This is a genomic window from Sphingobium sp., assembly GCF_003248505.1.
Taxonomy (GTDB): domain Bacteria; phylum Pseudomonadota; class Alphaproteobacteria; order Sphingomonadales; family Sphingomonadaceae; genus Sphingobium.
Genome location: NZ_QFOA01000065.1, coordinates 1 through 19,314 on the forward strand (window position 1 = coordinate 1; position 19,314 = coordinate 19,314).

The following is a 19,314-nucleotide window of genomic DNA, read 5'->3' on the forward strand; positions in this document are numbered from 1 at the left end:
CCAGGGTCACCTTGACCGCGTCGGCCAGGATGTCGACGCCGCGCAGGATGCGCTCACGAGCGTCACGCGAAAACTTTACGTCCTTCGCTGCCATGATCTTATACCTCTCGTTGAGAATTTCGAAAACCGCGATGCCTTGCCGTCAAAACGATGGGCATCGCGCCAAAACAAGGAATTCGGTCCCGGATCGATTAGGCGACGATGCCCAGGATGTCCGATTCCTTCATGATCAGCAGGTCTTCACCGTCGACCTTCACTTCGGTGCCCGACCACTTGCCGAACAAGATGCGGTCGCCGGCCTTGACGTCGAGCGGCGTGACCTTGCCGTCTTCGGCCTTGCTGCCGGAACCGACGGCGACGATCTCGCCTTCCTGCGGCTTTTCCTTGGCGGTGTCAGGAATGATGATACCGCCAGCGGTCTTCTCTTCCGCTTCTACGCGGCGGACGAGAACACGGTCGTGCAACGGACGAAATGCCATGTTGATTGCCTTTCCCTAGCTGTCCGGGAAGGAACGGAGGGGCAGAATATCCCACGCCGACCTGTCCTCTTCCCGATGAACCTTCGTTTGTTAGCACTCATCCATAGAGAGTGCTAGCGCCGCAAATATGGCGGTCAAAATGCCATCGTCAAGATTGGTTCCAGAACTTTTTTATCCCGTTGTCGGTCGAACGCGAGAGCGATGCGGCAAAGCGGGCGGAGGAACCGTCCGGCACCTTGCCCGTAAGGTGGCCGCTCCCTACCTGCGCGTCATCGTTTCCCTGCTGAAAGGATCGTGCGTTGAGCGACACCCCCTATACGCCCCCCAAAGTGTGGACTTGGGACAAGGAGAATGGCGGCGCGTTCGCCAATATCAACCGGCCGATCGCCGGACCGACCCATGAGAAAAGCCTGCCGGTCGGCAAGCATCCGCTTCAGCTTTATTCTTTGGCCACGCCGAACGGCCAAAAGGTCAGTATCTTGCTGGAGGAGCTGCTGGCCGCGGGTGTCGCCCAAGCGGAATATGATGCCTGGTTGGTCCGTATCGGCGATGGCGATCAGTTTTCCAGCGGCTTCGTCGACATCAATCCCAACAGCAAGATCCCGGCGCTCGTCGACCATAGCGTGTCGCCGCCGCAGCGTGTCTTCGAATCGGGGTCGATCCTGGTTTATCTGGCGGAGAAATTCGGCAAGTTTCTGCCCACTGACCCCGGCAAACGGACCGAGGCATTGAGCTGGCTGTTCTGGCAAATGGGGGCGGCGCCGATACTGGGCGGCGGGTTCGGCCATTTCTTCGCCTACGCACCCGAGAAATTCGAATATGCGATCAACCGTTACGCCATGGAAGCCAAGCGCCAGCTCGACGTGCTCGACCGGCATCTGACCGATCACGAATATATGGCAGGCGACGAATATAGCATTGCCGATATCGCGATATGGCCCTGGTATGGCGGTGTCGTTCTGGGTCGGACATATGAGGGCGCCGATACCTTCCTCGACGCGACGAGCTACAAGAACCTGACGCGGTGGGCTCGACAGATCGACGCTCGCCCGGCAGTCAAGCGTGGCCGCATCGTCAACAAGCCGAATGGCCCTCTGGAAGAACAGCTGCACGAACGACACGATGCCAGCGACTTCGACACGAGGACGCAGGACAAGCTGCAAGGCGCCGAATGACGCCCCTTTCTATCCTGCGGCCTTGACGATGTCCGCCCAGGCGGCTTCGTCGATCACTTCGATCCCGAGCGCGGCGGCTTGCTTGAGCTTGCTGCCCGCGCCCGGCCCCGCGACGACAAGGTCGGTCTTGGCGCTGACCGACCCGGCAGCCTTCGCCCCCAGCCGCTCCGCCTGAGCCTTGGCCTCGTCGCGGCTCATGGTTTCGAGCTTGCCGGTGAAAACGACGGTCTTGCCGGTTACGACGCTGGCTGTCGTCGCGACCACATAGGGAGGCGGTGCGACTTCGGACAGCAGATCATCCCATGCTTCCACATTATGCGCTTCGTGAAAGAAATCAGCGAGCGCATGGCCGACTGCCGCGCCGACATTCTCCACCCCGATATGATCCGCGATCGCCTTGTCCCGCTTCGCCGGCGTGTCGAACGGCTGGTCACGCAGAGCAATGATCTCTTCGGCCACAGTTCTAATCGCAGGCAGGATAGTGTAACGTTTGAGCAGGTCGCGCGCGGTCACCGCGCCTGTGTGACGGATGCCAAGGCCGAACAGCAACCGCGCCGCATCCGGTTGGCGCTTCGCCTCTATGGCGGCGAGCAGATTGTCGACCGACTTTTCCTTCCACCCCTCCCGGCTCAGCAGATCGGCGCGATGCTTGCGCAGGCGGAAGATGTCGGCGGGTTCGGCGATCCAGCCAAGGTCGAGAAATTCCTGGATCGTCCTTTCCCCCAGCCCCTCGATGTCAAGCGCGGCGCGGCTGACGAAATGCCTCAGCCGCTCGAACCGTTGGGCAGGGCAGATGAGACCGCCGGTGCAGCGCACATCCACCTCGCCGTCCTCGCGAACGGCTTCGGAATGGCATACGGGGCAGCGATCGGGGAAATGGAACGGCTCGCGTGGGGTTTCTCGCGTTAAATTTTCGACGACTTGCGGGATGACGTCACCCGCACGCTGGACGACGACGCGGTCGCCGGGACGAACGCCGAGCCGCGCGATCTCATCGGCGTTGTGCAGCGTGACATTGGACACAACGACCCCGCCTACCGTCACCGGGGTGAGCCGACCGACCGGCGTCAGCTTGCCGGTTCGCCCGACCTGTATATCGATGGCTTCCAACGTTGTCTGTGCGCGTTCGGCCGGAAATTTGTGCGCGATGGCCCATCGCGGTGCCTTGGCGACGAAGCCCAGGCGTTGCTGCCAGTCCAGCCGGTCGACCTTATAGACCACGCCGTCGATATCGAACGGCAGGTCGGCACGTGTGGCCTCGATCACCCGATAATGCGCCATCAGCGCGTCGAGGCATTCGACCCGTACCAGCAGATCGGACACCGGCAGACCCCATCGCCCGATGGCCTGCATCACGCCCATCTGTGTGTCGGCTGGAATCGCGCTGTGCGCGCCCCAGCCGTGAGCGAGGAAACGCAGCGGTCGGCTGGCAGTGACGGCGGCATCCTTCTGCCGCAGCGATCCGGCCGCCGCATTGCGTGGATTGGCGAACTGACGCGCCTTTTCAGGATCGCCCGCGTCCGCGAGCAAACGCCGGTTCAGGGCGACGAAATCGTCCTTTGCCATATAAACCTCACCCCGCACCTCGAACAGGTCGGGGATGTCCCGGCCCGTCAAAGTCTGGGGAATATCGCGGATAGTACGCACATTGGCGGTCACGTCCTCGCCGGTCGCACCGTCCCCACGCGTGGCCGCGAGGACGAGTTCGCCCTTTTCGTAACGAAGCGAACAGGACAAACCGTCGATCTTCGGCTCGGCGGTCAGCGCAACCGCTTCGGCTTCCGGCAGCGCCAGGAAGCGGCGCACGCGGGCGACGAATTCGGCAATGTCGTCGTCCGAAAAGCCATTGTCCAAGCTCATCATGCGGACGGTATGCGGGACCTTCTTCAAAGCCGAAGTGGGCGATGCGCCGACCTGGGCGTTGGGCGAATCGGCCCGGACCAGATGCGGGAAGGCCGCTTCGAGCGCATTGTTCTCGCGGATCAGGGCGTCATAGTCGGCGTCGCTGATTTCGGGCGCATCGCTGTCGTGGTAGAGCCGGTTGTGTCGCGCCACTTCCTTCGCAAGGCGCATCAGGCGATTGGCAGCGTCGGCTTGGGTCATGGTGGCAGGATCGTTCATGAGGATGCTTTAGACACAGTCCCGGGCCCGCCGCTAGACCCGCTCCAACAACCGATCCGCCTGTGCCCTCGCTTCTGCGGTAATTTCCGCGCCTGACAGCATTCTTGCAATTTCCTCGCGGCGTTCCGCATCGCTCAGCGCGTGTACGCCAGTGCGGGTGACCGTTCCGTCGCTCGCCTTGGCGATCAGCATATGGCCTGCCCCACGCGCCGCGACCTGCGGGCTGTGCGTGACGACGAGGATCTGGTTGCTGCGAGCAAGGCGGGCCAGCCGCTCGCCGATCGCGTCGGCGACTGCGCCGCCCACGCCCCGGTCGATCTCGTCGAAGATCAGCGTGTCGGCCCCGCCCTGCTCGGCCAGCGCGACCTTGAGGGCGAGGATGAAGCGCGAAAGCTCGCCGCCCGACGCAATCTTGGCAAGCGGGGCGAAGGGGGCACCGGGGTTGGTCGAGATTTCGAACTCGACACGGTCCATTCCCTGCGCGCTCCACTGCGCTTCATCGAGCGGCGCAACGACGGTGCGAAAGCGCGCAGCATCCAGTTTGAGGGGCGCCAACTCCCCCGCCACCGCAGCGTCGAGACGCCCCGCCCCCATTTGCCGTTCGGCGGACAAAGCCTGCGCAGCAGCCCGATAAGCCGCCGCTTTGCTTGCGACATCTGCCGCCAGTGCAGTCAGATGTTCCTCGCCGCCCTCGATGGCGTCGAGTTTTGCGGTCATTTCGTCCCGCAGTGCCGGGAGGTCGTCGGGCGTCACCTGATGCTTGCGGGCAAGGCCACGCAAATCGAACAAGCGCGTTTCGATCGCATCGAGCCGTGCCGGATCGAAGGACAGCGCTTCAGCGGCTTCGGCAAGCCGATCTTCCGCCTCGCCCGCTTCCACGACCGCCCGGTCCAACGCTTCGAGCACCGCCGTCAGCAACGGTTCGTCGGTCGCAATCCGATCGAGGCGGCGGGCCGCCTGCCGCAACTGGGCAAGGCCACCGTCAGATCCTGTCAGGCAATCGCTGACCGCCGCAAGATCGTCGGACAGGCGCGCGCCTTTCTGCATCGTGGCGCGTTCGGCGGCGAGCATTTCTTCCTCCCCCGCCTCGGGCGCGAATTTGCTCAATTCCTCCACCGCATGCGCGAGATAATCGCGGTCGCGTGCGGCCGTCTCCACGTTGGCTTGCGCTTCGGCAAGCAGGCCGGTGGCCGCTTTCCATCCCGCATAGGCCGCCGCGACCGCAGCCGTATCGCAGCGGCAATAGGCGTCGAGCAGCGCCCGGTGACCACGCGGATTGAGCAGGCCGCGATCGTCGTGCTGCCCATGAATTTCCACCAGCATACCGCCCAGATCGCGGAGCAGCGCGGCAGAGCAGGGCTGATCGTTGACGAACGCGCGGCTGCCGCCATCTGCCTTCAGTGTACGACGGATGAGGAGCGACTCGCCCGGTTCGATTTCGATGCCGTTTTCGGCCAGCAATTCTGCGGCGCGCCCGCCCTTGGCTGGGGGATCGAAGGCGGCGACGACACTGGCCATGGGTTCGCCCGCCCGTACCAGCCCGCTGTCTGCACGCGCGCCCAGCGCAAGACCCAGGGAATCGAGCAGGATCGACTTCCCCGCCCCCGTCTCCCCCGTCAGCACCGAAAGACCGGCCCCGAATTCGAGATCCAGCGCGTCGATCAACACGACGTTGCGGATGGCAAGGCTAGTCAGCATGATACGCTTTTACCTGTCGCCGCACAAAAGGGGAACATGCAATCGGCGTCACGCCTTGGCAGGATGTTCCTTCATGAGCTTGTAGCTGCGCTCATACCATTTGGACCCCGGATAGTTGCGCCCCAGAACCGCTGCCGCTTTCTGCGCTTCGACAGGGATGCCCAGCGACAGATAGGATTCAACCAACCGTTCCAGCGCTTCGGGCGTGTGGGTCGTAGTCTGATATTTGTCGACCACGGTGCGGAAGCGAAGCGTAGCGGCAAGCCACTGGCCGCGACGCTGGTAGAACCGACCGATCTCCATTTCCTTGCCGGCCAGATGGTCGTTCACCAGATCGACCTTCAACCGCGCATCGGCGGCGTAGCGCGTGTCGGGATAGCGGCGGATCAGTTCGCCCAGTGCATCCATCGCCTGCTGCGTGATTTTCTGATCGCGCGTCACATCGGCGATCTGCTCATAGTAGCAGAGTGCGATCAGATAATAGGCGTAGGGCGCATCCTTGTTACCGGTATGGATCGACAGAAAACGCTGCGACGCCGAAATGGATTCGGGATAGTCGCGGTTCATATAATAACTGAATGCCGACATCAGCTGCGCCCGGCGCGCCCAGGGCGAATAGGGATGCTGCCGCTCCACTTCGTCGAACAGGGCGGCGGCAAGCTTGAACTGCCCGCGATCCAGCCGCTCCTTGCCGCTGTTGTAGAGCGTCGACACGTCTCGGGCGACATATTGCGTGTCGGCCTTGTTCTTCGACGTGGCGCACCCGGACAGCAGGGCAGCGAGCAGGACGGGAGCGGCAAGCGCGCCCACGCGCGTCATGGATTTGGTCAGCATGGGGCGGGTCATAGCCGAGCCGGTCGCCCTCGCCAAGCGGCAGAATGCGGCGCGCGTCAGCCTGCCAGCCCTTCCGCCTTCTCCGCGAGTTCCAGCCACCTCTCCTCCGCCGCATCCTTTTCCTCCCGCGCCTTGCCTATGGCGTCGGTCAAAGCTGCAAAACGGCCAGGATCGCGGGTGTAGAGCGCCGGATCCGCCAGTGCTTCCTCGTCACGGGCGATGGCCGCTTCCAGTTCCTCAATCTGTTTCGGCAACAGGTCGAGGTCGCGCTGGTCCTTGTAGGTCAGCTTGGCGGATGCGGGCCGGGGCGGCGACGCGGGCGCGGCTTCCTTCTTCTGCGTTTTCGACGCACGCCGGGGATCGCGCTTGGCGATCCAGTCGGCATAGCCGCCGACGATAACGTCCACCGTGCCTGACCCATCGAGGCCCAGCGTGACAGTCACCGTGCGGTCGAGGAAATCGCGGTCGTGGCTGACGATCAGCACCGTGCCGTCATAATCCGCAATCACTTCCTGAAGCAGGTCGAGCGTTTCCAGATCGAGATCGTTGGTCGGCTCGTCAAGCACGAGAAGGTTGGATTCGCGGGCGAATTCGCGCGCGAACAACAGGCGCGACCGTTCGCCGCCCGACAGCGTCCCGACCTTCGCCTCCGCCAGCGAGGGGTCGAACAGAAAGTCCTTGAGATAACCATGGACATGTTTGCGCACGCCGCGCACGTCGATCCAGTCGCCGCCCTCGGCCAACACGTCGCGGACGCTCTTGTCGCCCTGCATCAGGCTGCGCTGCTGATCGATGAAGATCATGTCGAGCGTCTTTGCCTGGCTGATCTCTCCGCTGTCCGGCGCCAGTTCGCCAGTCAGCAACCTCAACAGCGTCGATTTGCCCGCGCCATTGCCACCGACGATGCCGATCCGGTCGCCGCGCTGCACGCGCAGGGAAAAATCGTCGATGATCGTCCGGTCGCCGAAGGATTTGGAGACATGCTCGGCCTTGATAACGCTTTTCGTCTTGCTGTCGTCGCTGGCGACGGCCAGCTTGGCGGTCCCCTGAGGCCCCTGCATCGCGGCCCGCTGCGCGCGCATTTCCCACAATTTGGCAAGCCGCCCCTGATTGCGCTTGCGCCGCGCCGTGACGCCGCGTTCGAGCCAGTGCGCCTCGATCTTGAGCTTGGCGTCCAGCTTCTCGGCCGCGCGCGCCTCTTCGGCAAAGACCGCTTCCATCCATTGCTCGAAGCTGCCGAAACCGACCTCGTTGCGGCGCATCGCCCCGCGGTCGAGCCAGAGCGTCTGGCGCGTCAGACGGGTCAGGAAAGCGCGGTCGTGGCTGATGACGATGAACGCCCCATTGTAGCGCGCAAGCCAGTTTTCCAGCCAGTCGATCGCGGCGATATCGAGATGGTTGGTCGGTTCGTCGAGCAACAGCAGGTCCGGCTCGCTGGCCAGGGCGCGGGCGATGGCGGCGCGGCGCCGCTCGCCCCCGCTCGCCGTCTTCGCCTCGCGCGATAGATCGATGCCGAGTTGGTCGGCGATCGCTTCGACTTCGTGGGCGGGCGGCGCAAAATCGCCTGCGAGCGCGAAATCGTGCAGCGTGGCGAAGGCCGTCACGTCCGGGTCCTGCTCCAGCGTGATGACGCGGGCACCCGGCTGGACCGCCCTTGTGCCCTCGTCCGCTTCCACCTGTCCGCCCAGCAGTTTCAGAAGCGTCGTCTTGCCTGCGCCGTTGCGACCGATCAGTGCGAGCCTGTCGCGTGCGCCGACATGGATGTCGATGTGTCGGAACAGCCAGTGCGTACCTTGCGAGAGGCCGAGATTTTCGAACGAGAGGATGGGAGCAGCCATGGCGGTGCAGCTAGGCGCTCGGGCGGATGCGGGCAAGTACCATGGAACCACAAAGCTGTCGGACGGCTTTCAACGCAAGACAGCGTCGGTTCATCGCAGGCGTTCCAAATGGATCGTACTACCGCAGAGGAGACCATAACCCATGAAATCCGCTTTCGCCCTAATGGCGCTGGGCGCAGCCGCGCTTCCCATGGCCGCCCTGGCACAGACCAGCGTCACCATCGCCGAAACCGCTCCGGTCGTGACATTGAACGTGACCGAAAGCGTCGAAGCCGCACCCGATGTGGCAACGGTCGGCACGGGCGTGCAGACTCGCGCGCAGACCGCACAGGCGGCGATGCAGCAAAATGCCGCGCAGACAGAAAAGCTGATCGCGGCATTGGCAAAAGCCGGCATCGCCAAGAAGGATATCCAGACGAGCGGCATCAACCTCAACGCCCAATATGACTACAACAATAATAACGGCCAATCGTCGACACCGCGGTTCATCGGCTACGAAGCGTCGAACCAGCTGACCGTCAAGCTGCGCGACATCAAGCGGGTGGGCGCATCGCTCGATGCGATGGTGGCAGCAGGCGCGACCAATCTCTTCGGTCCGAGCTTCTCGATCGACGATCCCTCGCCCCTGCTGGTCCAGGCACGCGGCCAGGCTTTGAAGAGTGCGAAGGCGCAAGCGGATTTCTACGCACAGGCGGCAGGCTATCGCTCGGCGCGGCTGGTTTCGATCAGCGAAAGCAACAGCGGCGGTCAGCCCCCCATGCCGATGATGGTGCGCAGTTTCAAGGCGGACGCGGCACCTGCCACACCGGTGGAGCCGGGCCAGGTCAGCGCATCGGTAACGCTGAGCGTTCAGTACGCCCTCGAAAAATAAGAACTTACGGGCGGCAAGGCGTATCGACTTACCGCCCGTCAATTCATCCGGCTGCCATTCACCACCTGTTCAATGCGGCGCAGCTATGCCATTCCCATGATTATGAAGTGGAAAAGTCTGGCTGCGGCGGTCGGCACAGCGACTGCGATGATTTTCACCGTGCCGGTTGCCGACGCAAGCAACCGACGCGACGAGCAGGACGCCGCTCGCCGCGCCATGCTGGACGGACAGGTCATGCCCTTCGCCATGATCAAACGCCGCGTCGATGCGGCGGTGGGCGGAGCCACCTATGTGGGTAGCGAATTCGACCCGTCCTCCAACCGCTACCGCCTCAAATATGTGAAAGACGGTAAGGTGATGTGGGTTGATGCCGACGGGCGAACAGGCGATATCATCGGCATGGCGCGCTGATCCGCACGCCTGCGTAACGATCGTCATAACAGAAACGGAAAGAGGCCCATGCGTCTGCTGATCATCGAGGATGAACCGAACCTGGGTCAGCAACTCAGGTCAACATTGGAGGGCGCAGGCTATGCCGTCGACCTTGCGACCGACGGCGAGGACGGGCATTTCCTCGGTTCGACCGAAAGCTACGACGCCGTGGTACTGGACCTTGGCCTCCCCACTATCGACGGGCTTACCGTCCTCGACAAGTGGCGCAAAGAAGGGCGCAGCTTTCCCGTCCTGGTGCTGACCGCGCGCGACAGCTGGTCCGACAAGGTCGCGGGGCTCGATGCGGGCGCGGACGATTATCTCGCCAAACCGTTCCAGAGCGAGGAACTGATCGCCCGCCTGCGCGCGCTCATCCGGCGCGCATCGGGCAACGCGTCGAGCGAACTGACTGCCGGTGACGTCCGGCTCGACACGCGGTCGGGCAAGGTGACGCTGAAGGGCGATCCGGTGAAGCTCACGGCGCAGGAATATAAGCTGCTGTCTTACCTGCTGCACCACAAGGGCAAGGTCGTCAGCCGGACGGAGTTGATCGAGCATATCTACGACCAGGATTTCGACCGCGACTCCAATACGATCGAGGTGTTCGTGACGCGCATCCGCAAGAAGCTGGGCGCAGATGTCATCACAACGATCCGGGGCCTTGGCTACAGTCTGGACGAGCCGGGGCGGTAAGCTACCGGCCCTGTCCCGATGGACGTTCCTCCCCCCACGACCGTTCGCTCCACCGGGTCCATCAGTCGGCGGATGATCGGTATCGCGGCGCTGTGGATCAGCGTGCTGCTGATCGGAGGCGGCGTGGCGCTGGACAGGGTTCTGAGCGCCGCCATCACGCGCAATTTCGACGACGGCATGAACTATGTGCTGACCGCGATGATCGCCGCGTCGGAAATCGGCCCGGATGGCGAGGTGTTGTTCAACCGCGAACTGGCCGATCAGCGTTTCCTCGAACCCAATAGCGGCCTTTACTACCAGATCAGCGCGCTAGGCCATGAGGACTGGCGCTCGCGCTCGCTCTGGGATCGGGCCCTTCGCCCCCGGTCCGATCATCGCGACGGGCAGATGCACGTTTATGACAGCAAGCAGTTTCCAGGCGAGGACCTGCGTATCATGGAGCGCACGGTGATCTTGCCGGGGTCCAACACGCGCTGGCTGTTCATGGTCGGCCAAGCGCGCGAGGGACTGGACGTGCAGATCAAGACTCTGCGGTCGACCCTGTTCAAAAGCTTCTCTCTGCTGGCTATCGGGCTGTTCGTATTGGCGAGCCTGCAAACCATCTACGGGCTTCGCCCCTTGCGCAAGGTTCGCCTGGCCATCGTGAGCATGCGCCGCGGCGAGGCGAGCCGCGTGACCGGGCCGATGCCAGCCGAGGTGTTGCCCATGGTGGAGGAACTTAACGCCCTCCTCTCCCACAACGAAAAACAGGCGGAGGAGGCGCGCACCCATGCAGGCAACCTTGCCCATGCGCTCAAGACGCCGCTCACCGTCATCATGAATGCCGCGACCGCTCAGGCGCCCGATCTGGGCGAGACGGTCGTGCGCGAAGCCACGACGATGCGGCGGCAGGTCGACCATCACCTCGCGCGCGCCCGCGCGGTCGGGCGGCGCGGCGCGGCGCATAGTCGCGCAGAAGTGTGGACAAGCCTGACCGCAGTCGAGCGCGCGGTTCAGCGACTCTACCCCGACGCGCGGATCGACATGGACGGCGACAAGAGCGCCGCCGTGCGCGTCGAACGGCAGGATCTCGACGAGATGCTCGGCAACCTTATTGAAAACGCCGCGAAATATGGCGGCGGCAGCGTCTTTGCGACGGTAGGCCGCGCGTCGGGCATGGTCGAGATCATGATCGAGGACGATGGCATGGGCATCCCGGAAGCCGACCGCGTACGCATCTTCGACCGAGGCGTTCGCCTCGATTCGGGAAAACCCGGCACAGGCCTTGGCCTCGCCATCGTGCGCGACGTCGCCGAAATATACGGCGGCACTGTCGCGCTGGAGGAGAGCGAGGATTTAGGCGGATTGCTGGTGCGCCTGCGCTTGCCGACTGCGTGACGATTCAGTAATTCCACTGGAGCTGAGTGCGCAACACGTCGCCTTCGGCACGACCGACCCGCCGCTCGTCCGCTTCGGCACGCTTCATCCTTGCATAGGCGATGGTGAGTTCGAGCGCCTTGATAGGCTGCCATTCGACGCCAAGCTCGATTTCGTCAGTTTCCAGACGCGGCGCGTTGGTCGCGGCCTTCCATCCGCCGCGATACGTCTGCCAACGAACATAGGGCGTCAAGGTGCCCCAATCGTCGTCCGTCAGGTGCAGCATCGTCTGAATGTAGCCACCCTTCACCTTCCTCGATTCGATCGACTGGCTCAGCCGATCGAATTCCGGCCCCTTCCCCCAATTCCATTCCGCCTGGATTCCGAACGGTTGAGGATAGAGTATTGCGTGCAGACCTACCCGATTATCCCGGTAGGCAGCCGTGCTGATGACGCCGCTGCGCAGTTCAGGCTGCACTCTATTGTGCATCGCCGACCCGCCGATCTCCACCACTTGCCCTGCCAATGCGTCGCCCAGCCCATCCAATGCAAAGGGCCAGGTCGCGAACGCGACCTTCATCAGGCCGTCATTCTGTTCCGTCCGATTGGTCCCCTGTCCGTTGAACACACCGAGACCGAAGGCGCCATAGTTGCCGAACAGCTTCTGCCCATCCTTCGCCAACCGATCCCAGATATGCTGGACCGAAAGCGGCGTATAATAGGCGACGATGCCAAGGTCGCGCTCACTGGGCACGGCGCTGTTGATGGCGTCGCTTCGGTCCAGTGGAACGCGGTTGGACGACGACTGCATATTTTCCCAGCCATAGGGCACCTTGGACTGCCCGAACCGCAGCCGCAGCGTTCGATTCTCGTCAGCGAAGACGTCCACATAAGCGTCGCGCAACTGAAGGAAATTCTCGCGCCGTTCGGTGCCGGCCTGATTATTGACGGCCGAGGCGAAATCGGATTGCAGGTAGAGCGATACGCGATCCGATATATCCCCCTGCACTGCAAGGCGCACCCGGCGCAGCGAGAAATTCCCACGCTCGTTCAAGGACGCGTCATGCACCGATCGCAACCGCGCCTGTCCCGCCGGCGCGGTCTTGTCGCCGGACAGGATCGCGTTGTATCGCATCTGGGTGTAACCGCGCAGCGAAAGCCCGTGCGATTTGGACTTGCTCTTGTCCGGCTCTGCCGCTGCCGACACCGGCTGTTGTGGAGCCGCAGCCGTTGAGGCCGTTACGACGGGCGCCGCCCCCGGCGATGCAGGGGCGTTTGTGGTCACGGCAGGCTTGGCGGAGGCCAGTGCTGCGGTCAGCGCCTGAACCTGCGCCTTCAAGTCGTCGATCTGACGCTGGAGTTCGCTGTTGGTTTGCGCACTTGCCGGATCTGGCGATAACGCCAGCGCACTGACGAGATATGCTGCGCTGCGTATAGGTGATCGGATCATGGACGCCCCGTGAAGTTCGGTGACGCGACTATGTCCGTTTGATGAAATACAAATGACTTTTATGCTTCATTTATATGACATCGACCCGTGACTTGCCTTCTACCGCCCGGCCTGCAAAGCGTCGTGACCATGCGGCGGCATCTCTATCTTGTCGGTGGGTTCGTTTCGCTGGGCCTGGGAACGGCAGGGGCCGTCCTCCCGCTACTGCCCACCGTTCCCTTCATGATCCTTGCGGCGTTCTGCTTCGCACGGTCCAATCCGCGCCTCGAAGCGAAGCTGCTCGATCATCCGCACCTCGGCCCGCATATCAGGCGATGGCGCGAACGGGGCGCCATCAGTCGCAGGGGGAAGAAAGCCGCATCGGCCGCATTTGCCTTCAGCGTCGCGCTGGCGTTGCTGTTCTCACCCTGGCCCTGGTGGCTGATTCCGGTTGCTGCCGCACTGATCGGCGGCAGCTGGATCTGGACCCGACCTGAGGGCTGACTAGCTGGCCGCCAGGATCATATTCCGCACCTGCGGGTATATTTGATTTTCCCATTTGCTACCTGAGAATACACCATAATGGCCCACTCCCAGTTGCAGATGATGTCTCTTCAGATGGCTGGGCAAGGCAGAGCAAAGCGCGTGCGCGGCCGAGGTCTGACCAACGGCGCAGATATCGTCGCGCTCACCTTCGACGGTCAGCAGAGCCGTCTTCCTGATTGCACCGGGATTGACGTTGCGCCCGCGCACGGTCAATTCGCCCTTGGACAACAGCGTGCGTTGAAACACCATGTCCACGGTTTCGAGATAAAATTCCTTGGTCAGATCGAGAACGGCAAAATATTCGGCGTAGAAATCCTTGATCTTGTCCGCCTGCTCCGTCTTGCCATCGGCAAGTAACTGATACAGTTCGCGATGCTGTGCGCCATGCCGTTCCATGTTCATTTGAACGAACGCGGCCAGTTGCAGGAAACCGGGATAGACTTCCCGCCCTCGCCCCGCGTGACGGAAGGGCACGACAGAAATCAGGTTGTCCTCGAACCACTGCAGCGAACGCTCGTTTGCCAGATCGTTGACGACGGTCGGCGCGGCATTGGGGTCGATGGGTCCGCCCATCAAAGTCATCGAACGGGGCGTCGCAGGATCGCCATCCTCGGACATCAGGGCCACAGCGGCAAGGGCGGGTACGCAGGGCTGGCACACCGAAACCAGATGCGCGCCCTCCCCTAGTTCCTGAAAGAAATGGATCACATAGTCGACATATTCATCGAACCCAAACCGTCCCGCTTCCACCGGAACGTCGCGAGCGTTCTTCCAATCGGTGATGTAAACGTCGTGATCCTGCAACAATGTCGCAACCGTGCTGCGCAGCAAGGTGGCGAAATGGCCGGACATGGGCGCAACAACCAATACCTTGGGTTGAGGCGCTTCCACATCGTCCTTTACGAAATGAAGCAAATTGCCGAAAGGCATATCCAGCGCTATTTCTTCCCGAACCGCAACCTGCGCGTTCCCGCTCTGCACGGTAGCGATGTCATAGCCCGGTCTTTTATGCGTCAGTCGTACGCCCTGAAAAACGTCCATCAGCGCGAACATCCGGCGCGGCATCGGCCAATCTGCCATCGGGCCCATCCGCTCCCGCAGACCCAGTGCCCATTGCGCGCCCAGCCGGGCAGGTGCCATCATGTCGTTCCAGGCCTGATAGCCGCTGTAAAGCATCCGCATTGCCGAAAACTTGCCCCGTCATTGTACGATCGACCGAATCGGTCCTACACCGAAACCCTATACAAGCAATTTCTATTGCACTGCATCATGAGAAATGTGAGGATCGTACCAGAGCAGGAGGATCGAAATGGCGGTCGCGGAACTCACTCTATCGTCCAAAAACTATTCCTCATGGTCGCTTCGTGGCTGGTTGCTGTGTCGTCTGGCTGGACTTGCGGTATTGGAACGCCCGGTGGCGATCGACGACAAGGACAATCGGGCCGAACTGCTGCTGCTGTCGCCGTCCGTGCTGGTGCCGCGCCTTACGCATGAGGGGGCGAGCGTATGGGACACTTTGGCGATTGCGGAATATCTGCACGAACTTTATCCCAATGCCGGCATGTATCCCGGCGACCGCATCGCACGTGCGCATTGTCGGTCGGTGTCGGGCGAAATTCATTCCGGCTTTACCAATTTGCGCTCCGCCCTGCCGATGAACCTCAAGGCACGCCATTCCCGTTTCCCGATCTTTCCCGGCGCGCGACCCGACATCGAACGGATCGAAACGATCTGGAACGAATGCCTTTCGAGCTATGGCGGGCCCTGGTTGTTTGGCGCGAAGCCGACTGTCGCCGACGCCATGTTCGCACCCGTGGCCCAGCGCTTCCTGTCCTATGCCGTCCCTGTTTCGGTCGTCGCCGCCGCCTATTGCCAGACCATCAACAATTGGCCCCCCATGCGCGAGTGGATCGAAGCGGCGCGTGCAGAACCCGACGAGATCATCGAACTGGAAACGGAATTCTAAGGCCATCTTTTCGTACCGCCCAAGCGCGGCTAAGCCACTGGTCATGACGAAACGCTTCCTCGCCGCCACCCTGGCCGCCGCCACCCTCGCCATCCCCCTGCATGCCCAGACGATCGAGCCCAAGCGGCTGGAGCAATCGGCACGCACTCTTGCGTCCGACCTGTTCGAAGGCCGCGCACCGGGAACGTTGGGGGAGGAACGGACCATCGGATATCTTGTCGCGCGGTTCGAAGCGCTGGGGTTGGAACCGGGCGGCCCGAACGGACAATGGGTGCAAACGGTACCGCTTCTTCACACGAAGCTCGGTGCTCCCCGCACGCTGGGCCTTAAGCAGGCAGGGCGCGAAAACCCGTGGGCCTTCGGCAAGCAGATCTATCTTTCGACGCTTCAGCCCAAGGATGGCGTCACGATCGAGCGGGCACCCCTGGTATTCGTGGGTCATGGTGTGTCCGCACCGGAACGGGGTTGGGACGATTTCAAGGGCGCCGACCTCAAGGGCAAGATCGCGGTCTTCCTCATAAACGACCCGGATTTCGAAGCGACCGACGGCGACGATGCCAAAGGCAAGTTCGGCGGGAGGACCATGACCTATTATGGCCGCTGGACCTACAAGTTCGAAGAGGCCGCGCGTCGCGGAGCCATTGGCGCGCTGATCGTGCACGACACGCCCGGTGCGGGTTATGGCTGGAACGTCGTCGTCAGTCCGGGCGGTGAAAACTACGATCTGGTGCGCCCCGCCGACAAACTCACCAGCCTTCAAATGCAAGGCTGGATTGAGGGCGATGCTGCAAAGGCGATGTTTGCGGGCGCGGGCCTCGACCTTGCGGCTTTGCGCAAACAGGCCCGATCGAACAGCTTCCGCCCGGTCGAATTGAAAGGCACCACCTTCTCCGCCGCCTTCCCCGTCACCCACGAAGTCGTCAACAGCGCCAACGTCCTCGCCCGCATCCCCGGCGTGAAGCATCCCGACGAAACGGTAATGTATGGCGCGCACTGGGATGCCTATGGCAAGGGCGCACCCGATGCTAAGGGGCGTATCTATCGCGCGGGTGCCAACGACGACGCGCTGGGCATTGCCGCGATGCTTGAGATCGCCCGCGCTTTCAAGGCCGGTCCCGCGCCCGATCGCTCCGTGATGTTCGCCGCCTGGACTGCTGAGGAACGCGGGCTTCTCGGTTCCGAACATTACGCCCTCAACCCCGTATGGCCGCTCGATAAGACGGTCGCGAACCTCACCATCGATATTCTTCAGACAGCGGGCAAGGCCAAAGACGTGATCCTCGTCGGTCGGGGACAAGGGACGCTGGAGGACGATCTGGCGCACTTCGCGTCTAAGCAAGGGCGCGTCGTGACGCAGGAAAGCCTGCCGGAGCGTGGCCTCTTCTACCGCGCCGACCATTTTTCGATGGCGAAGCGCGGCGTCCCCGTGCTGCTGATGATGGGTATTGCGGGCGCATCCGATCTGGTCGAAGGCGGGCGCGCGGCGGGGCAGGCGTGGGTCGATGCCTATACCGGCCAATGCTATCATCAGGCATGCGATGCGGTGGACGAAAGCTGGAATCTGGACGGCGCGGCGCAGGATATCGGACTTATGCGCGACATCGGGATGGACCTCGCAAACACGCGTCGCTGGCCCCAATGGAAGCCCGGGTCGGAATTCAAGGCGATCCGTGACGCGAGCGCCGGGGTGCGGCAGCCCTAAAGTCCGGCCAGCCATTCCCCGATCATCGCACGCCCGGCGGCCACCGCTGCCGGGCCGTGCGCCGCGTGATCGCGCCGCAGCGCGTGAGCGCACTGGCTCGCGCTGTTAAGATCGGACCAGAAATGGGTCAGCCATTCCTCGAACCGCGGATCCTCCCCCATCTCGGCGTGGAATTGCAGCGCCAGAAGATTGCGGCCGCGCCGGAATGCCTGATGGGCGTAGCGATCCGTCGATCCTAGCAACTCGACATTGGGGGGCAGGTCGAACGTGTCGCTATGCCAATGCAATACCGGCACATCGTCAAGATGGCGCAGAGGCGATTGAAGACCGCTGGCGTTCAATGTCACCGGCTTGAACCCCAGTTCGGTATGTCCACCGGGATACACCCGCGCGCCAAGCGCCGAAGCGATCATCTGGCTGCCAAGGCAGACGCCCAGCGTGGGGCGATCCGCAGCAAGACGGTCGGCCAGTTTTTCGATCTGGGTCGATATCCAGGGATGAATCTCCGCCTCATAAACCCCCATGGGGCCACCCATCATGATGAGAAGGTCTGGCGCACGCAGGTCGGCATCGGCAAAATCGGGGCTTGCCACATCGATCCGCTCGATCCGGTAGCCTGCAGCCTCCAGCGGCTGAAGATAACCGGCAGCGCCTTCGCGCGGAACATGACGGACGATCAGGGCGGTCTTCATTGCTGATGGGAAGAATAGAGAAAGACGCGCTTTGCCACCAGACTAACCCTTCTTGCCTCCCGCCAACACGAGCTATCGAACGCGCCACCACTGATTTGGAACGGTCCGCCAAAGCGCGCCGTAGCCAATGAGGCTCCCGACGATGCTTCACACTATTGAGGGAATAGCTTGCTGGCACCAAGCGTCCAGCACGAACAAGGCGGCACCGGTGCGTTTATCCACCGAAACGCGATCAACCAACCAGACAGCCGCTCGGGCGATACATCGACATAAACCGTCTGCACGAGCCGCGCACGCGTTCGCCGGACAAACTCCATCCCAACCGCCATGCTGCCGGCACACGAAAAAGGGCCTCTCCCGGTGGGGAGAAGCCCTTCATTCTTATGCCGCTCAGGCTGCGATCAAGCGGCCAGCTTGCGCAGGACGTACTGAAGGATGCCGCCGTTGAGGAAATAATCCAGTTCGTTGACGGTATCGATCCGGCACAGCGCGGTGAAGCTGAAGGTCGACCCATCGGCCCGCGTCACGTTGACGGTCACGTCCTGGCGCGGCTTAAGGTTCGCGACGCCTTCGATCGTGAAGCTGTCGTCGCCCTTGAGACCCAGCGTTTCACGGCTCTCGCCATTCTTGAACTGGAGCGGAAGAACGCCCATGCCGACGAGGTTGGAGCGGTGAATGCGCTCGAAGCTCTCGACGATGACCGCGCGCACGCCAAGCAAGTTCGTGCCCTTGGCCGCCCAGTCGCGCGACGAGCCGGTGCCATATTCCTTGCCGCCGATCACCACGAGGGGCGTGCCATCGGCCTTGTGCTTCATGGCAGCGTCATAGATCGGCATCACCTCACCATTATAGAGCGTCATGCCGCCTTCGACGCCGTCCAGCATCTGGTTCTTGATGCGGATGTTGGCGAAAGTCCCGCGCATCATCACTTCATGATGGCCACGGCGTGCGCCATAGCTGTTGAAGTCGGCCTTGCTGACCTGATGCTCTTGCAGCCACTGACCCGCCGGGCTGTCGACCTTGATCGAACCGGCCGGGGAAATATGGTCGGTGGTGATCGAGTCGCCGAAGATCGCGAGCGGCTTGGCGCCGACGATATCGGTGACAGGCTTGGGCGTCATGGTCAGCCCCTCGAAATAGGGCGGGTTGGCGACATAGGTAGAACCTGCGCGCCAGCTGTAGGTGTCCGATCCCGCAACGTCGATCGCCTGCCAGCGGGCGTCGCCGGTGAACACGGTCGAGTAACGGCTCTCGAACATGGTGCGGGTGAGAGCACCGTCCATTACCGAACGGACTTCGTCGTTCGAAGGCCAGATGTCCTTGAGATATACGTCCTGACCGTCGCTGCCCTGACCGATAGGGGTGTTGACGAAATCCTCCGTCACGGTGCCCTTCAGCGCATAGGCGACGACCAGCGGCGGCGAGGCGAGGAAATTGGCGCGCACGTCGGGCGACACGCGCCCTTCGAAGTTGCGGTTACCC

Annotated in this window: 17 protein-coding genes; 8 read left to right on the plus strand and 9 right to left on the minus strand. The window is 62.6% G+C overall.

Annotation, left to right across the window (positions count from 1 at the left end; genetic code table 11):
• Window positions 1-191 precede the first annotated feature (191 nt).
• Complete coding sequence (gene groES, locus DI606_RS15745) at window positions 192-479, minus strand: co-chaperone GroES (protein ID WP_293984687.1); 288 nt, start codon at window positions 477-479, stop codon at window positions 192-194.
• Window positions 480-778: 299 nt separating this feature from the next.
• On the opposite strand from groES, the gene yghU reads away from it, so the two are divergent.
• A complete protein-coding gene (gene yghU / locus DI606_RS15750) occupies window positions 779-1,654 on the plus strand; it encodes a glutathione-dependent disulfide-bond oxidoreductase (protein ID WP_293984689.1) in 876 nt (291 codons plus the stop codon).
• Between the two features lie 9 nt (window positions 1,655-1,663).
• Here yghU and ligA read toward each other — a convergent pair whose 3' ends face one another.
• From ligA to DI606_RS15770, 4 genes are read right to left on the minus strand one after another with little or no spacing between them, the layout of a single operon-like run.
• The gene (ligA, locus tag DI606_RS15755) at window positions 1,664-3,775 is read right to left on the minus strand and encodes an NAD-dependent DNA ligase LigA (protein ID WP_293984690.1); all 2,112 of its coding nucleotides are present in this window, start codon (window positions 3,773-3,775) and stop codon (window positions 1,664-1,666) included.
• A 33-nt stretch (window positions 3,776-3,808) separates the two neighbouring features.
• Window positions 3,809-5,473, minus strand: coding sequence for a DNA repair protein RecN (recN, locus tag DI606_RS15760; RefSeq protein ID WP_293984692.1), 1,665 nt, complete (start codon window positions 5,471-5,473; stop codon window positions 3,809-3,811).
• 48 nt (window positions 5,474-5,521) lie between these two features.
• On the minus strand, window positions 5,522-6,307 hold the full coding sequence (locus DI606_RS15765) for an outer membrane protein assembly factor BamD (protein ID WP_293984694.1): 786 nt from the start codon (window positions 6,305-6,307) through the stop codon (window positions 5,522-5,524).
• Window positions 6,308-6,363: 56 nt separating this feature from the next.
• Window positions 6,364-8,145, minus strand: coding sequence for an ABC-F family ATP-binding cassette domain-containing protein (locus tag DI606_RS15770; protein ID WP_293984696.1), 1,782 nt, complete (start codon window positions 8,143-8,145; stop codon window positions 6,364-6,366).
• Between the two features lie 142 nt (window positions 8,146-8,287).
• On the opposite strand from DI606_RS15770, the gene DI606_RS15775 reads away from it, so the two are divergent.
• The 4 genes from DI606_RS15775 (at window position 8,288) to DI606_RS15790 (ending at window position 11,518) form a co-directional block, all read left to right on the plus strand.
• Entirely contained in the window at window positions 8,288-9,016 is a 729-nt protein-coding gene (locus DI606_RS15775) for an SIMPL domain-containing protein (RefSeq protein WP_293984698.1), read from the plus strand.
• Between the two features lie 72 nt (window positions 9,017-9,088).
• Window positions 9,089-9,427 (plus strand): hypothetical protein, encoded by a 339-nt coding sequence (locus DI606_RS15780; RefSeq protein WP_293984700.1) that lies wholly within the window; start codon window positions 9,089-9,091, stop codon window positions 9,425-9,427.
• Between the two features lie 48 nt (window positions 9,428-9,475).
• Entirely contained in the window at window positions 9,476-10,141 is a 666-nt protein-coding gene (locus DI606_RS15785) for a response regulator transcription factor (RefSeq protein WP_293984702.1), read from the plus strand.
• 72 nt (window positions 10,142-10,213) lie between these two features.
• Window positions 10,214-11,518, plus strand: coding sequence for a HAMP domain-containing sensor histidine kinase (locus tag DI606_RS15790; RefSeq protein ID WP_293984704.1), 1,305 nt, complete (start codon window positions 10,214-10,216; stop codon window positions 11,516-11,518).
• 4 nt (window positions 11,519-11,522) lie between these two features.
• On the opposite strand, the gene DI606_RS15795 is transcribed toward DI606_RS15790, so the two are convergent.
• Window positions 11,523-12,947 carry a porin gene (locus DI606_RS15795; RefSeq protein WP_293984706.1) on the minus strand — a complete coding sequence of 475 codons (1,425 nt, stop codon included), beginning with the start codon at window positions 12,945-12,947 and terminating at the stop codon, window positions 11,523-11,525.
• Between the two features lie 129 nt (window positions 12,948-13,076).
• Between DI606_RS15795 and DI606_RS15800 the strand changes: the two genes are divergently transcribed.
• Window positions 13,077-13,430 (plus strand): YbaN family protein, encoded by a 354-nt coding sequence (locus DI606_RS15800; RefSeq protein ID WP_293984717.1) that lies wholly within the window; start codon window positions 13,077-13,079, stop codon window positions 13,428-13,430.
• Here DI606_RS15800 and DI606_RS15805 read toward each other — a convergent pair whose 3' ends face one another.
• Window positions 13,431-14,654 carry a polyhydroxyalkanoate depolymerase gene (locus tag DI606_RS15805; protein WP_293984708.1) on the minus strand — a complete coding sequence of 408 codons (1,224 nt, stop codon included), beginning with the start codon at window positions 14,652-14,654 and terminating at the stop codon, window positions 13,431-13,433.
• Window positions 14,655-14,781: 127 nt separating this feature from the next.
• Between DI606_RS15805 and DI606_RS15810 the strand changes: the two genes are divergently transcribed.
• A complete protein-coding gene (locus DI606_RS15810; protein ID WP_293984709.1) occupies window positions 14,782-15,438 on the plus strand; it encodes a glutathione S-transferase in 657 nt (218 codons plus the stop codon).
• Window positions 15,439-15,481: 43 nt separating this feature from the next.
• Window positions 15,482-17,140, plus strand: coding sequence for a M28 family metallopeptidase (locus DI606_RS15815; protein ID WP_293984711.1), 1,659 nt, complete (start codon window positions 15,482-15,484; stop codon window positions 17,138-17,140).
• Here the strand turns inward: DI606_RS15815 and DI606_RS15820 are convergent.
• Together DI606_RS15820 and DI606_RS15825 are read right to left on the minus strand one after the other, a co-directional pair.
• Entirely contained in the window at window positions 17,137-17,832 is a 696-nt protein-coding gene (locus DI606_RS15820) for a glutamine amidotransferase (protein WP_293984713.1), read from the minus strand. The genes DI606_RS15815 and DI606_RS15820 overlap by 4 nt on opposite strands.
• 401 nt (window positions 17,833-18,233) lie before the next feature.
• Window positions 18,234-19,314: aconitase family protein (locus DI606_RS15825; protein WP_293984715.1), on the minus strand; the 1,081-nt coding region annotated here is incomplete at its 5' end.